Genomic DNA, 15,130 nt, shown 5'->3' on the forward strand with positions numbered 1-15,130 from the left:
GGCCGGCCCCTTCGTACGTCCGCGCGCGTCTTCGTACGTCGTCCCGCGCGGCCCGTCCCGTGCGGCCAGTCCCGCGCGGCCCGCGGCGTGCGGCCCGCGGCGGCGGCCGACGGCGCCGACGGATCAGTACGCCATCCGCTCCTCGCGCGGGCTCTCCATCAGGTGCGCGTCCAGCCGGGCCAGCAGGACCGGCGGGTCCAGGACGTCCACGGGCCGCAGGACCACCTCGGCGGGCAGCAGCAGCGCGCCCGGGTACACCGTGACGGGCCCGTAGCGGCCCACCGACAGCACCCCGGGGTCGAGCGCCCCGCCCGGGGAGTCCTCGTGCCCGTACTGGAGGGAGTGCACCAGCAGGTGCCAGGTGCCGTTGGGCACGTCGCGCAGCTCGAAGGCGCCCGGCCGGCTGAGCGCGGCCCAGCGGACCGGCCGGCCCTGGGGGACCCGGCTGGGGAAGAGGCCGACGAAGACGGGGCCCTCGGCGGCGGGCTGCTCGGCGACGACCCGGCCGCGCAGGGTCAGGCGCTGGGCGACGGCGGGCTGGAAGGCCGGCTGGGGCATCTTCGCGAGGACGCCGCCGCGTTCGCGGTAGGCGCTGGGGGAGAGGCCGACGCAGGCCTTGAAGCGTGAACTGAAGGTGCCGATGCTGCTGTATCCGACCTGGCTGCCGATGTCCGCCACACTGAATTCCGTGTGTATGAGCAGCCTTTTCGCTTCCTGAATCCGCAAAGCGGACAGGAAACGGCCCGGAGAAGTTCCGGTGACTTCTCTGAAGAAACGCGTGAAATGGAATTTGCTGAACATCGCGGTGCGGGCCATGTCGTCGATTGTCAGGTCCTGGCTGAGATTGACGTGCATGTAGTGGATCACTCGGCGGACAGCGTGCTCGATCGTGGTCGTGGTCACCGTGTCTCCCCGTCGTCGATGGGTGTCAATGCCGAGTTGCCTGAGTCGCACGCAGATCCATGAAGTGGGCGGTGGGCTGGGAAAGCCGCCTGGCGGTGAGGTCCTCGGCGAAACGCAGCCAGGACTCCGAGCAGTGCCGTGCCATTTCCGCGACGGCCTCGTTGCAGTGCGGCGGTATCGCGTCCACGCGTTTGCGCCAGGCCTCGTCGAGGACGAAGTGGGTGTGCATCCAGCGGATGAAGTCGCGGCCCGACTCGGACTGCCGCAGGGACGGGTCGCCCGCGAGCCCGCGCAGGGTGTCCAGCGGCCGGCGCGGGCGCGCCGCGGGCTCCCGCCGGGGGTGCGGCGCCCGGAGCACGCCGGGCGGCGGCTCCCCGGAGCCGGCGGGGCCGGGAACAGGGGCGGGGACGGGGGAGCCCGCGGGCGCGGCGGCGGGTGCGGTGGCCTTCGCCGGCCGCCCCGGGCCGCCGCCCTGGCGGCTGCCGGGCACGGGGTCCTCGCCGCGCAGCAGCCGCTGCCGTACGTCGTGCGCGGTGCCCAGCGAGAGGCCGGTCTCCTTCACCACGGCCCGCAACGGCAGGCCGGGGTCCTTCGTCATCAGCTCGGCGGCGTGCATCCGCTCGGCCGTACGGTCCAGCGGGTGCACCCTGCCGTCGAGGCCCGTACGGGTGTTCAGTGGGGGAACACCCGCGGCTGAACACCGGCGCACGGAGGCCACCGTCTTCGCGTCGAGGCCGGTGTGGCCGGCGACGGCCCGGTCCGACAGGTGCGGACGGGAGGCCAGGATGCGCTGCGCGGCCGCCCTCCGGTCCGCCAGCGACAGCGGCAGCCCGTGGGCGATGTTCGCCGCGACCGAGCGCAGGAAGACCTCCTCCTCGGGCCCGTCGAAGAACCGGACCTCCACGGAGTCGAGCCCGCAGCGCAGCGCCGCCGCGATCCGGTGCATGCCGTCGACGACGCGCATCGTCGGCCGGTGCACGAGGACCGGGGGCAACTGCGGAACGAGCGCGGCGAGCCGCCGTACGTGAACGGCGTCCGTGCCGTTCACCCGGGGTGAATCGGCGGCCACGAGCGAATCGATCCGCACCAGGCGCGTGGAATTCGCGGCATCCCTGGAATCCCTGGAACTCGTCGGCGTCGGCATCGGCATCGGCGTCGTCGCGGAGCGGTCGGAGCTACTCACAATTCCCCCAAGGAGGAGACCCGGCGCCCTTTCGCATGCCCGTTCGCTCTGCGGAAGGACTGTCACACGCGGCGATGAATGCATCCCGGCCAGCAGCCTAAGGGCCGAAAAGAGGGGGTGTGGACCCGGCTGTTCCCGACACTGCGACTCTGCGGAGTCCGATTCCGCCTCGTGACGACTTGGGGAAGTCGCCCGCCCGCCCGAACGGACTTCCGTTGCTTGAACGCGGAGTCCGCGCCTAGCTTTCTGCCATGCCGCAAGGCGCCCCGCTCCGGAAGAAACGACGGGAGGCTGAGATGGGACAGGACGAGGAAAGTGCGGCGCCTGGCGGCGAGAAGCACACGACGACGATCACCCTGGAGGCTTATGCGGACACCATCATCCCCGGACAGAAGCGGTGGTCCGGTGACCGGGCCATCGCCGGCGTCGCCACCGGCGGCGGCGCCGTCCAGGCCGGCGCGCTCGACCTGCTGCGCTGGGACGCGACCGGCATCCACGACGGTCTCGACGACCTGGCCCGGCTCGCCAACGCCCATGCCGAGGAGTACGCCGCCGAGCGCGGCCTGACCCTGGACACGGACGTGCCCGCCTTCGTGGCCCTCGCCTACCCCGACCGGGCCGAACTGGTCCTGCGGCTGACGAGGCCGGGCCACCCGGAGAAGGAGTTCTGGGTCCTGCTCTCGCTCTTCTGCAACATGGCCTTCGACTCCGCCGCCCACCTGCACACCGCCGAGGCACTGGCGGCGGGCCACCCCGGCCTCGCCGCCATGGGCCTGGCCCACCCCGACGCCGACGGCCTGTGGCGCTTCAAGGAATTCGGCTACGGCCGCCGGCTCGCCCGCCTCCACCCCGACACCACGTCCACCGGGAGCCCCGCATGAGCACGACGGCCGAACGTACCGACGTGCTCGTCATCGGCAGCGGCTTCGGCGGCGCCATCGCCGCCTACCACCTGGCGGCCGGCGGCGCGAAGGTCACCGTCCTGGAGCGCGGGCCCTGGCTGAGCGGCACCGACTTCGAACACGACTACAAGCTCGGCTCCTCCTACACACGGGCCTTCGACTTCACGGTCGGCGACGGCATGAGCGTCCTCGGCGGCAACTGCGTCGGCGGCGGCAGCGTCGTCTACTTCGCCGCCATGCCCCGCGCCCCCCGGTTCGTCTTCGACCGGCACGGCTCCATCGGCCGCAGGATGTGGCCGTCGGCCGTCAGCCGCGACACCCTCGACCCCTGGTACGACCGCGTCGACGAGTCCCTGTCGGTCACCCGCCAGGGTTGGGAGGACGTCAGCTACGCCGGTGGCCTGTGGGCCGCCGCCTGCGACCGCGCCGGCCGCACCGCCAACCCGCTCTCCGTCGCCATCGACAACACCAAGTGCGTCAACTGCAACTGGATGATGGCCGGGTGCCGCTTCGAGGCGAAACAGTCGCTGCTGGTCAACTACCTGCCGGCGGCCCTCGCCCACGGCGCCGAGATCCGCCCCCTGCACGAGGTCCAGTACATCGCCCGCACCGACGAGGGCGACTACCGCGTCCACTACGAGGTCGTGGACGACGAGGACTACCGCGTGCACACCGGCTCCGGCGCCATCGAGGCGAAGATCGTGGTCGTCGCGGCGGGAGCCGGCGCCACCCCGGTCATCCTCCAGCGCAGCGAAGGCCACCTCGGCACCATGCCCCGGGCGGTGGGCCGCTACTTCTCCGGCAACGGCGAGCGGCTCAACACCGCCGTCATCGACGAGGCCAAGGCCGCCGAACTGCTGGGGCTCGACCGCGGCGACGGTCTGGCCTACGCGGCCAACCAGATCGGCAAGGGCCCGACCGTGGCCAGCTGGGACCGGCTCGACGGCTCCCTGCCCGAGTACTCGCGCTACTCGCTGGAACAGCTGTACTTCCCGCCCGGCCTGGGCACCATCCTCGCCCAGGTCCCCGACGCCACCGGACCCTCCTGGTTCGGCCCCGAGAAGAAGGAGATCCTCAAGCGCTGGACGTCCTGGCTGACCATCTTCACGATGATCGAGGACGACAACGAGGGCGTCTTCGGGCCGCCCCCCGCCACCGGCAACGCGCACCGGATATCCCAGCAGATGCTGGGCCGGGGCAATCTCCGCTACGTGCCGACGAAGAACACCCTGGGCGCGTGGGACATGTCCGACGCCGAGGTCAAGGAGATCCTGGAGAAGGACGGCCTCGCCAAGGTGATGCCGTGGACCAACGACCTGGTGGGCGCCTACACCGTGCACCCGCTGGCCTCCGTCCGCATGGGCGACGACCCGCACACCTCCGCCCTCGACGACACCAACGAACTGCGCGGCCACCCCGGGATCTTCGTCACCGACGGCTCCGCCGTCCCCGGAGCGCTGACCGTCAACCCGGCCATGACCATCGCCGCGCTCGCCGAGCGCGCCGTGCCCGGCATCGTCCGCGCCGCCCAGGCCCGCGGCGTGTCCGTCACCTACGGCGCGCCGGCCCCCGGCGGCTCCCGCGGCGGCCGCAAGAACGTGCTGCCGCTGCTGCCCACCCTCGTACGTCCCTGACGGTCACCCGTCCGCGGCCGGCCCGGCCGCGGACGGCCCGCACCCCGAGTGAGTTGCTTCAACGAACCATGATGCCGTCCACGCATCCGACGGAGGGAGAGACATGAGCGAATACTTCGAGTACCGGCACACGGTCGGCTTCGAGGAGACCAACCTGGTCGGCAACGTCTACTACGTGAATTACCTCCGGTGGCAAGGGCGTTGCCGGGAACTCTTCCTCAAGCAGAAGGCTCCCGCGGTCCTCGCGGAGGTCCAGGACGACCTCAAGCTGTTCACCCTGAAGGTGGACTGCGAGTTCTTCGCCGAGATCACCGCCTTCGACGAGCTGTCCGTCCGGATGCGGCTGGCCGAACAGGGCCAGACCCAGCTGGAGTTCACCTTCGACTACGTGAAGCTGGGCGAGGACGGCGTCGAGACGCTCGTGGCCCGCGGCCGGCAGCGCATCGCCTGCATGCGCGGCCCCAACACCGACACGGTCCCCTCCCTGATCCCCGCCGCGCTGGCCCAGGCCCTGGAGCCCTACCAGGACGGCACCCGGTCCCTGGCCGGACGGGCGGCGTGAGCGCACCGCCCCGCCCCGTCCGGCCCCGCACGCCCGGTGAGTTGCTTCAAGGAACCCGCCCCGCCCCCGCCCGGTGAGTTGCTTCACGGCACCCACCCCGCACGCCCCGTGAGTCCTTTCACACAACCGACCGCACGACCGCACCGAGGAGAGACGACATGACCGCCCTGAACGACGTACTCAAGGACCTGTCCGCCGACATCGACGAGGTCGCCGCCCTGGTCGGCGGCCTCGACGAGGCCGCCTGGCGCACCCCGACCCCCGCCCCGGGCTGGAGCGTCGCCGACCAGATCGCCCACCTGACCTTCATCTTCACCCTCGCCAAGACCGCCGCCGCCGACCCCGAGACCTTCAAGGCCGTCGCCGCCTCCGCCGCGGGCGACTTCAACGGGGCCGTCAACGCCGCCCTCGCCCAGTTCAACTCCCTCCCGCCCGCCCAACTCCTCGCCCGCTTCCGGGCCGAGGGCGAGGCCTCGGTCGGAGCCCTGGCCGCCGTCCCCGAGGGACAGGTCGTGCCCTGGCTGGTCAACCCGCTGCCGCCGGCCGTCCTCGCCAGCGCCGGGATCATGGAGCTGTTCGCCCACGGCCAGGACATCGCCGACGCCCTCGGGATCCGCCGCGAGCCCACCGACCGGCTGTACAACCTCGCCTTCTTCGCCTTCCTGACCCGCGACTTCGGCTACCTCTCCCGCGGCCTGACCCCGCCCGCCGAACCCTTCCGCTTCGAACTGACCAGCCCCTCCGGCGAGCCGTGGAACATCGGCCCCGAGGACGCCACCCAGAAGGTCAGCGGCCCCGCCCACGATTTCGCCCTGCTGGTCACCCGGCGCAGGCACCGCGCGGACCTGGCCCTGACCGCCACCGGCGAGGAGGCCGGCCGCTGGCTGGACATCGCCCAGGCCTACCGCGGCCCCGCCGGGGAGGGCCGCCGGCCCGGCCAGTTCACCGCACCCCAGGAGTGAGGCGGCCGTGACCAGCGCGGGCCCGTGGAGGGTCACCGTGATCGGCTGCTCAGTGACCGGCACCTCCGTCGCGCTCGCGCTGGTCCGCGCCGGCGTCGAGGTCACCCTCGACGACCCCGACGCCGACGCCCTGGCCAGGGCCCTGCGGCTCGGGGCCGGCACCCCGCTCACCGACCGCCACCCGCCCGCCGGCCTGGTGCTCGTCGCCACCGCCCCGCACGAGACGGTGGACGCGCTGGTCACCGCCCAGGCCCGGGGCCTGGGCCACGCCTACACCGACATCTCCGGCACCACCCCGGCGGTCCGCGCCGAGGCCGAACTGCGCGGCTGCGACCTGCTGGGCCACGTACCCGGGCAGCCGCTGGCGGGAGGCCGCCGCGCCGCCCGCACCCCGCACCCCGGCCTGTTCACCGGCCGCCCCTGGGTCCTGTGCCCCTACGCCGGCTCCGCGCCCGGCGATCTGAGCGCCGCCGAGCACCTGGCCCGGCTGTGCGGGGCCCGCCCCCGCCTCCTGGCCCCCGACGCACCCCGGCCCGTACCGCTCGCCCACCGCACCCTCGCCACCCTCGACACCCCGAAGAGGAGCACGACATGAGCCGCACCAAGACCACCCAGAGCGCCCAGACCCCCCCGAGTGCCCCCGCCGTCGGCTTCGACCGCGACGCACTCGCCGACGACCTGACCGGGGTCCGCGACCCCGACTTCCTCGCCCTCGGCCTCGGCGGGACCAACATGATGGCCATGCTGTGGACGGTGGCCATGGGCCGCCGGGCCGTCGGCGTCGAACTGCGCGGCGGCCCCTCCCTCGGCGTCCACTGGAACATCCGCGAGGAGCTCTACCACCACCTCGGCATGATCGACAAGATGATGCTGGAGCGCTACGGCGAGGCCCGGCTGCCCCGGCGCGGCGACGGCAAGATCCTGTGGCTCGCCGACAGCCTCTACCAGCCCGGCCTGCCCGCCGGCCCGGTCGCCGCCGACGAGGTCGTCACCGGCTTCCTCAGCTCGTACGTCGGCGCCGAGGCCCGCATCGCCGGCACCGTCCAGCACGCGGAGTTCATCGACGACCGCTGGAAGGACGGCCGGCCCCACCGGATCGTCACCGTCCTGGACCCGGTCGCCCTGCCCACCGCACCGGACGAGAACCGCCTCGGCGAATCCATGACCCAGGTCCTCGACGGCCCCTCCGCCTTCCAGTCCCGCGCCGCCGACGTACTGATCCTGCTTCGCCGCTACCTGGAGGCCGTCGAACGCCAGGACCTCCAGGACGGTGTCGAGCAGCCCCGCGTACGCCTGTTCAGCCAGCACCGCGTCCTCACCGACGGCACCGGTTTCCAGGATGCCGGGGACGGGCTGAAGAACGTACGCATCGAGGCGGTGCGCGAGCTGGACTTCAAGGGCAAGTTCCGCCGGGTGCGGGCCCCGGGCACCGACGTCATCGACCTCGGCGTGCCCAAGGTGTTCATGGTCGCGCAGGGCTTCCGCAGCGACGACGCCGACCAGCTCGGCTTCAAGCAGGAGGACGTCCTCGTCGACCACGGCGACGGCCGCGGCCCGGTCGTGGCGCAGGCCGACTACCTCGCCGGACTCATGGACGTCCTCGTCGACGGCCGGCTCCGCAGGCGCGTCGCCTCCGAGTTCGACGAGGACGGCGTCGAGTACTGGACCCGCCAGATCGCCGTCGGCCACGAGGGCGACCCCGCCGTCGGCTGGGTGCTCGTCCAGGTCCCCGACTTCAAGAAGTTCGACCCGGTAGCCGCCGGCCTGACCCCCGAGGGAACCGACCACGAGTCGCCCGAGTACTACGCCGGCTACCAGTACCTGCTGCGCGAGTTCTACCTGGAGCAGTCCTCGCACATCTTGGAGATACCCAAGAGCGAACTGCGCAAGGTCCAGATGACCTACGGGCCCAAGATGTTCAGCCTGGTCGAGCGGACCGGGGCGGACGCCCTGGTGGCCGCCAACGGGGTCATCGGCGGCGACTCCTTCGGCAACGGCCACTTCATGACCAGCGGCGGCGCCATGACCGGCATGATCGGGCACGGCCGGCGCGTCCTCGACTACTGGCGGGCCCGGGACGCGGGCGCCGGACACGACGACGCCGTCCGCGGCCTCGCGGACGGCATCAAGGAGGACACCGACGGCTGGCTCCAGGTCAGCGCCCAGGAGTTCAGCCAGGCCGCCCCCATCAACTTCGGCACCGAACGCATCCAGCAGATCGCCGAGTCCAGCGGCCGCGACTCCTCGGCCCGCGCCGCCGCCATCGACGCCTCCCGCCGCCACCGGCACACCCTGGCCCCGCTCGACTACTCCGACTGGCGGCGCCCCGTGATGTACCCGGGCAGCGTCTACGCCTACCCGCTGCCGCCGCTGGCGCAGACCCACCCCGCCGCCCGCGACGCGATCAAGACGGGAGCGTGAGGACCGTGCCGGAGCTGCGCCCGGGGCTGGAGCCCCGCCAGGACGAGATCGCCGCCATGATGGCCTCCGCGACCTCCTTCGTCTCCGAGTTCATCGGCTCGCTCGGCACCGCCCCGCTGGGCGGCCTCGGCCCCGCCGCCTCCGCCCCGGACCACGGCATCGACGCCGGCACGGCCGCGCTGCTGGCCCCGCCGGCCGAGCACCCGGGGGAGTTCGGCCGGCTCCTCGACACCTTCCGCGGCGCCGCCGAACAGGCCGCCGACACCGCCGGGCCGACCACCTTCGCCTACTTCCCCGGCGGCGGCCTGTTCAGCTCCGCCGTGGCCGAGCTGCTCGCCTGCACCGTCAACCGCTTCACCGCCGCCAGCTCCATGGCACCCGGCCTGGTGGCCATGGAACACGGGGTGATCCGCTGGTTCGCCCGGGAGTTCGGCCTGCCCGCCACGGCCGGCGGACTGATCACCACCGGCGCCTCCACCGGCGCCCTGTCCGCCCTGCTCACCGCACGCCAGGAACTCCTCGGCGACCCGCCCTACCACCACCGCGCGACCGTCTACGTCACCGAGCACACCCATCTCTCGGTGGCCAAGGCCGCCCGCATCGCCGGAATGTCCGCGGACCAGGTCCGCCTCGTCCCCGTCACCGAGGACCTGCGGATGGACGCCGAGGCCGCCGAGCGGATGATCACCGAAGACCGGGCCGCCGGCAGGCGCCCCTTCCTCCTCGTCGCGACCGCGGGCACCACCAACACCGGAGCCGTCGACCCGCTCGGACGGCTCGCCGGCCTCGCCCGTGCCCAGGGGCTGTGGCTGCACGTCGACGCCGCCTACGGCGGCGGCTTCCAGCTCACGGAGCGCGGCCGGGCGGCCCTGGCCGGCATCGAACGCGCCGACTCCATCGCCCTCGACCCGCACAAGTCGATGTTCTTCCCCTACAGCTCGGGCGTGCTGCTGGTGCGCGACGAACGCCTCCTGCACGCTGCCCACAGCGCCGACGCCGCCTACCTCCAGGACATGGACCGCGAGACCCCGCTCCCCGACTACCAGGACCTCGGCACCGAGATGAGCCGCGGCTACCGGGGCCTGCGCCTGTGGCTGCCCCTGCACCTGCACGGGGTCGCCGCCTTCCGCGACGCCCTCGACGAGAAGCTCGACCTGGCCCGCGTCGTCCACCGGGAGCTGCTCGCCGTCCCGGAGCTGGAGACCCTCACCCCGGATCTGACCGTCCTCAACTTCCGCCTGCGCGAGGGCGGCGACGAAGCCAACCGCAGGCTGCTGGAGGCCGTCCACGCCGACCGGCGCGTCCACCTCACCAGCACCCGCATCCACGGCCGCTACACGCTGCGGCTGTGCGTGCTCAACCACCGCACCCACCGCAGCCACGTCGACCAGGTCGTCTCCATCGTCAAGGAGGCCGTCGCCGCGGTCGCCCCCCGCACCCTGGTGACCCTGTGAGCCAGGTACGGGAGACGACGCCCACGGCATCGACCGCGCCGCCCGCCTCAGCCGGCCCCGCTGTCGGGCAGCTCCAGCCACCACGGCGTGGCCCGCGCCCAGTCCACCGTCCGCTCCAGGCCCTCGCGCAGCGGGGTCCGGCACTTGAAGCCCAGCACCGTGCGCGCCTTCGCGGTCAGCGGCACGCGCCGGGCCAGGTCCTCGTACGCCCTGCCGTACGCGGCAGCGGTGTCGGCGGCCGAGGTCCCGGTGGCCGCCCCGGTCAGCTCCACGACCAGGTCCACCACCTCGCCGACCGTGGACTCCGTCTCGCTGCCCAGGTTGAAGGCCTCACCGGCCGCCCCGGGCACCGTCCCGGCCAGCACCGTCCCGGCCACCGCGTCGTCCACGTACGTGAAACAGCGGGTCTGGCCGCCGCGGTCGTACACCACGGGCGGCAGGCCGTTCAGCGCCCGGTGCACCGAGCGGCTGACGATGTACGCCGGCCGCTGGCGCGGACCGTAGACGTTGAAGTACCGCACCACCGTCGCCTCCAGACCGTGCTGGGACGCGAAGGCGAAGGTCAGGTGCTCGGCCAGGGCCTTGCTGGAGGAGTACGTCCAGCGGTCGGCGCTGGTCGGGCCGAGCACCCGGTCCCCGTCCTCCGCCCAGGGCACGGCCGGGTTCTTCCCGAAGACCTCGCTGGTGCTGGCCACGACCACCTTGGCGTCCGCCCGGCAGGCCAGGTCCAGCACGGTGCGGGTCCCCGAGAAGTTGATGTCGATGACGTCCAGCGGGCGCGCCAGGTACTGGTCCACCCCGACGACCGCGGCCAGGTGGTAGACCAGCTCCGCGCCGGCCAGCGCGGCCCCCAGCCGGTCCGCGTCGCGGATGTCGCCCTCCACGAACCGGGCGCCGGCGGCGGCGCGGCCGCCGGGCGGGGGAGCGCCGTCGTAGACGGTCACCTCGTCCCCCCGCTCCAGCAGCCGCTCCACCAGATGGCCGCCGATGAAGCCGTTGCCGCCGGTGACCAGGACGCGGGCCATCACCGCCGCCCGATGCCGCGGTAGACGTGCCCGGCACGGCGCACCGCTTCGATCTCCGGGCCGGAGAAACAGTCCCGCCCGTCGAGGACGACCGCCCGCCCGGCCAGCGGCAGCGCCCCGTAGTCCAGCCCCTCCAGCTCCGGATGGCGGGCCAGCACCGCCACGCAGTCCGCGCCGCGCACCGCGTCCGCCACGCTGTGCTCCGGCTCGGCGCCGAACAGCGTGGTGGCGGCCTCCCGGTCCACCAGCGGGTCGTAGAGGCGCACCTCGGCGCCCGCCGCCCGCAGCGCCCGGACCGTGTCCAGCACCGGCGTGGCCCGCAGGTCACCGGAGCCGGACTTGAACGACAGCCCGAGGACGGCGACCCGCGCCCCGGCCGGACCCCGGCCGAGGCGCTCCAGCTCCTGAAGCACCAGGCCCGCGGTGTGCGCGGGCATCGCGGAGTTGACTTCCCGGGCGACCGGCGCCGTACGGATCTCCACACCCCGCTCGCGGGCCGCGTGCCACACCATCCATGGATCCTTCGTCAGGCAGGAGCCGCCCACCCCGACACCCGGGGTGAGGATGTTGACGCTGCCGTTGCCCTTGGCGATGGTGTTGGCCGCCGTGATGACGTCCAGCACGTCCACCTCGAACAGGTCGCAGAACACGGCGAGTTCGTTGGCCAGGGCGATGTTGAGGTCGATCCACCAGTTGTCGGCCAGCTTGACGATCTCGGCGGCCTCCAGGGAGCCCAGCTCGATCGTGGCCACGCCCAGGGCCCGCTGCCAGAACGCGGACGCCGTAGCGGTGGACGCGGCGTCGAGGCCGCCCACCACGATCGGGAAGGTGCTCAGCTCCCGCAGCGCGGCCCCCTCGGCCAGCCGCTCCGGGGTGAAGGCGAGCGCGAAGTCCCGCCCGCCCGCCAGGCCGCCCTTCTCCAGCAGCGGCAGCACCAGGCCGCGGGTGGTGCCGGGCGACACGGTGCTCTTGAGGACCACCAGCCGGCCGGGACGCAGCCGCCGGCCCAGTTCCGCGCAGACCTCCCGCAGCGCCTCGTCGGCGAGCGAACCGTCCGCGCGGACTGGCGTCCCCACGGCGATCACCACCACGTCGGCGTCGTCGAGGGCCGCGTAGTCGGTGGTGACCCGCAGCCGTCCGGCGGCCATGGTGGCGAGGACCAGCTCGGACAGGCCGCTCTCCTGGAAGCGGCAGTACCCGCGGCCCAGTTCCGCGACCAGCGCGGCGTCGGTGTCCACCCCGACGACCTGGAGGCCGCGGTCGGCCAGGGCCGCCGAGAGGCACGAGCCGACGTATCCGAAGCCCACGACCGCCACGGTGGGCGGACGGTCGTCAGGAAGAACAGGCATGTGCACTCCTGGGGAGACGGGAGGACGGGACGGGCCGGTCACAGCGTTAGATGTAGTGGGTGTTGGGCTCCAGGCCGCACAGGATGCGTCCGTAGAGCTCCAGGTTGGTGGCGGGCTGCATGATGGCGTGCAGGTTGACCACCCGCACGTCCCGCTCGATCCGCTGGATCGGCACGGTCTGGTAGACGGAGGTGCCGCCGCTGGCGGTGGAGTAGACGTCCACGGCCTCCTTCACCAGCTGGCACGCCCGCCCCATGTCGGCCCGTACGCGGGCCCGCTCCTGGACCGTCCACGGCTGCCCGGACGCGTTCTTGGCGTCGACCAGATCGGCGGCGCGGAAGGTATGGAACTCCGCCTCCTCGATCCGCATCTCGGCCTCCGCGGCCTGAAGGTGCGTCAGCTGGGCCTGCTGCCGGCTGGAGTGGTCGGTGTACGTGATGCCCCGGCCCGGCAGCCGCTCGAAGAACGCGTCCCGGGCGGCCCAGCCCAGCCCCAGCACCACCCCGGTGATGGTCGCGCACGCCGTCGGCAGCAGCGGGCCCCGGAAGAGCGGGCTCGCGGCGTTCAGCTCGGACGCGTACGTCTCGTGCAGCACGTCGCGCATGAACAGCACCCGCTCCTGCGGGACGAACACCTCCCGCGCGGTCGTCGACACGCTGCCCGACCCGCGCAGGCCCGAGGTGTACCAGTCGTCGGTGATCTCCAGCTCCGACAGCGGGATCGCCGTCATCACCGGCTCCATCGCGCCGTCGGGGTGCCGCAGCAGCGCCGCGTTCATGTCCCAGTGGCTGTGCAGGGCCGCGCTGTTGAAGGCCCAGGTACCGCTGACCTTGACGCCGCCCTCGACGGGCTCGGCGACGGCGGACGGGCTGAGGATCCCGCACACCCGCACCTGCGGCGTGGAGTGGAACAGGTCCTGCACCGCGTCCGGGAACAGGCCCGCGATCCAGCCGCTGATCTGCCAGATCGCCGCGTTCCAAGCGGCCGACCCGTCGGCCCGGCCCAGCTCCGCGAGCACCTCCACCACCGTGCGGGTGTCGCTCTCGTAGCCGCCGTACCGGGCGGGCACCCGCATCCGGGTCAGACCCGCGTCGGAGATCGCTGTCACCACCTCGTCGTGCAGGCTCCGGTGCTCCTCGGACCACAGCGCGTGCTTGCCCAGCACGGGTGCCAGGTCCCTGGCCCGCTGGACCAGTTCCTGCCGTGACGGTGTGTGCGCGGTCGTCATCAGTTCCTCCCCGACGTGCCCGTGGATGTATGGCCCGACGGTTTCACCGGCCCCGGGCCCCCGCATCTCTTCAGTTGCGCACCGCACGCCGACGGTGCCTTCCGGACACGACGGCGCAATCCAGAAGGTGCCCGGACGGCGAGAACAAGCCAATGCTGGGCCCCACGCGCGCTCCCGCGCCCGGAGACAGCCGAGGGGGAACCATGACCACGATCGATCTGCTGAGCGAGGCCTTCCAGGCCCACCCCTACCCGGCCTACGCCCTCCTGCGCCAGGACGGCGCCGTGCACCGGACGGCCGGACCCATGGGCCTGGAGTCATGGCTCATCACCCGCTACGACGTGGCCCGCGAGGTATTGGCCGATACACGCTTCTCGAAGGACCCCACCGTCGCACCCGACTGGCTGCGCAGCATGGGAGCCGGCGGCGACGAGGGCCCGCTGGGCGCCAACATGCTCAACAGCGACCCGCCCGACCACACCCGCCAGCGGCGCCTGGTCGGCAAGGCGTTCACCCCGCGCCGCATCGAGGCCATGCGGCCGCGGATCCAGGAGATCACCGACGGGCTGCTGGAGTCCCTCGCCGCCGCGCCGCGACCCGACATCGTCGCCCACCTCGCCTTCCCGCTGGCGATCACCGTGATCTGCGAGCTGCTCGGAGTGCCCGCGGGCGACCGCGAGGCGTTCGGGACCTGGACGGACATGGCGCTGGCCCCGCCCGTCGACGAGGCGGCCGTACTGCGCCGCAAGCAGGGCAACGCCGCGATGGAGTCCTACCTGACCGGGCTGATCGCCACCCTGCGCGCGCGCCTCGACACCCGCCTGCCCGTGGACGCCCAGCCCGACCCGCTGAGCGTGCTCATCGCGGCGGCCGACGGCCGCGAGGGGCTCTCGGAGCGGGAGCTGATCGGCATGGCCAAGCTCCTGATCGTCGCCGGGCACAACAACACGGCCAACATGGTCGGCAACGGCGTACTCGCCCTGCTGCGCGCCCCCGACCAGCTCGCCCTGCTGCGCGACCGCCCCGACCTGCTGCCCTCGGCCGTCGAGGAACTGCTGCGCTACGACGGGCCCGTCGAGCGCGCCACCCTGCGCTTCACCACCGCCGACACCGAGGTCGCCGGCACCGTCATCCCCGCCGGCTCCGTCGTGTCCGTGGTCCTGGCCGCCGCCGACCGGGACCCGGCGCGCTTCGCGGAACCCGACCGGCTCGACATCACCCGTACCGACGGGGACAACCTCGCCTTCGGCCACGGCATCCACTACTGCCTGGGCGCGGCGCTGGCCCGCGTCGAGGGCGAGATCGCCTTCGGTTCGCTGCTGCGCCGCTTCCCGGTCATCGCCCTCGACCACCCGCCCGCGCAGCTGCGTTGGCGCATCGGCGGCCCGAGCATCACCCGCGGCCTCGCCGCGTTGCCGGTGACGTTCACCGCACCGGCCCCCAGCACGTCAGGAGATGCGCCGGCGGAAGCCGCGGAGCAACGATGAACGCGTCCGAGCAGGCAGGC

13 protein-coding genes are annotated in these 15,130 nt (G+C 73.0%); 8 read left to right on the forward strand and 5 right to left on the reverse strand.

The features are described from left to right. Positions 1 to 123: 123 nt before the first annotated feature. Together ACWDYJ_RS15270 and ACWDYJ_RS15275 are read right to left on the reverse strand one after the other, a co-directional pair. Positions 124 to 903 carry a helix-turn-helix domain-containing protein gene (locus ACWDYJ_RS15270; RefSeq protein ID WP_451566004.1) on the reverse strand — a complete coding sequence of 260 codons (780 nt, stop codon included), beginning with the start codon at positions 901 to 903 and terminating at the stop codon, positions 124 to 126. Between the two features lie 25 nt (positions 904 to 928). Then, complete coding sequence (locus ACWDYJ_RS15275; protein WP_451566005.1) at positions 929 to 1,990, reverse strand: ParB/RepB/Spo0J family partition protein; 1,062 nt, start codon at positions 1,988 to 1,990, stop codon at positions 929 to 931. A gap of 392 nt (positions 1,991 to 2,382) precedes the next feature. On the opposite strand from ACWDYJ_RS15275, the gene ACWDYJ_RS15280 reads away from it, so the two are divergent. The 7 genes from ACWDYJ_RS15280 to ACWDYJ_RS15310 all read left to right on the forward strand — a co-directional run bounded on the left by ACWDYJ_RS15280 (position 2,383) and on the right by ACWDYJ_RS15310 (position 10,021). Continuing rightward, positions 2,383 to 2,967, forward strand: coding sequence for a DUF5987 family protein (locus ACWDYJ_RS15280; RefSeq protein WP_451566006.1), 585 nt, complete (start codon positions 2,383 to 2,385; stop codon positions 2,965 to 2,967). After that, entirely contained in the window at positions 2,964 to 4,622 is a 1,659-nt protein-coding gene (locus tag ACWDYJ_RS15285) for an FAD-dependent oxidoreductase (RefSeq protein WP_451566007.1), read from the forward strand. Before ACWDYJ_RS15280 ends, ACWDYJ_RS15285 begins: the two co-directional genes overlap by 4 nt. Before the next feature lie 103 nt (positions 4,623 to 4,725). Further along, positions 4,726 to 5,184, forward strand: a complete 459-nt coding sequence (locus ACWDYJ_RS15290; RefSeq protein ID WP_451566008.1) for an acyl-CoA thioesterase — start codon at positions 4,726 to 4,728, stop codon at positions 5,182 to 5,184. A gap of 158 nt (positions 5,185 to 5,342) precedes the next feature. Beyond that, on the forward strand, positions 5,343 to 6,146 hold the full coding sequence (locus tag ACWDYJ_RS15295; protein ID WP_451566009.1) for a TIGR03084 family metal-binding protein: 804 nt from the start codon (positions 5,343 to 5,345) through the stop codon (positions 6,144 to 6,146). 7 nt (positions 6,147 to 6,153) lie between these two features. Beyond that, positions 6,154 to 6,741, forward strand: coding sequence for a prephenate dehydrogenase/arogenate dehydrogenase family protein (locus tag ACWDYJ_RS15300; RefSeq protein WP_451566010.1), 588 nt, complete (start codon positions 6,154 to 6,156; stop codon positions 6,739 to 6,741). Further along, on the forward strand, positions 6,738 to 8,567 hold the full coding sequence (locus tag ACWDYJ_RS15305) for a hypothetical protein (RefSeq protein WP_451566011.1): 1,830 nt from the start codon (positions 6,738 to 6,740) through the stop codon (positions 8,565 to 8,567). Before ACWDYJ_RS15300 ends, ACWDYJ_RS15305 begins: the two co-directional genes overlap by 4 nt. A 5-nt stretch (positions 8,568 to 8,572) precedes the next feature. Then, a complete protein-coding gene (locus ACWDYJ_RS15310; protein ID WP_451566012.1) occupies positions 8,573 to 10,021 on the forward strand; it encodes a pyridoxal phosphate-dependent decarboxylase family protein in 1,449 nt (482 codons plus the stop codon). A 47-nt stretch (positions 10,022 to 10,068) separates the two neighbouring features. On the opposite strand, the gene ACWDYJ_RS15315 is transcribed toward ACWDYJ_RS15310, so the two are convergent. From ACWDYJ_RS15315 to ACWDYJ_RS15325, 3 genes are read right to left on the reverse strand one after another with little or no spacing between them, the layout of a single operon-like run. Further along, positions 10,069 to 11,046: an NAD-dependent epimerase/dehydratase family protein gene (locus ACWDYJ_RS15315; protein WP_451566013.1), complete on the reverse strand. Its 978-nt coding sequence runs from the start codon at positions 11,044 to 11,046 to the stop codon at positions 10,069 to 10,071. Further along, complete coding sequence (locus ACWDYJ_RS15320) at positions 11,046 to 12,395, reverse strand: nucleotide sugar dehydrogenase (protein WP_451566014.1); 1,350 nt, start codon at positions 12,393 to 12,395, stop codon at positions 11,046 to 11,048. Before ACWDYJ_RS15320 ends, ACWDYJ_RS15315 begins: the two co-directional genes overlap by 1 nt. A gap of 46 nt (positions 12,396 to 12,441) precedes the next feature. Beyond that, complete coding sequence (locus tag ACWDYJ_RS15325; RefSeq protein WP_451566015.1) at positions 12,442 to 13,623, reverse strand: acyl-CoA dehydrogenase family protein; 1,182 nt, start codon at positions 13,621 to 13,623, stop codon at positions 12,442 to 12,444. A gap of 203 nt (positions 13,624 to 13,826) precedes the next feature. Here ACWDYJ_RS15325 and ACWDYJ_RS15330 point away from each other — a divergent pair, with 203 nt between their 5' ends. Then, entirely contained in the window at positions 13,827 to 15,110 is a 1,284-nt protein-coding gene (locus tag ACWDYJ_RS15330; protein ID WP_451566016.1) for a cytochrome P450 family protein, read from the forward strand. The last annotated feature ends 20 nt before the right edge of the window (positions 15,111 to 15,130 follow it).

The sequence above is a fragment of the Streptomyces sp. NPDC003042 genome, from assembly GCF_053591315.1.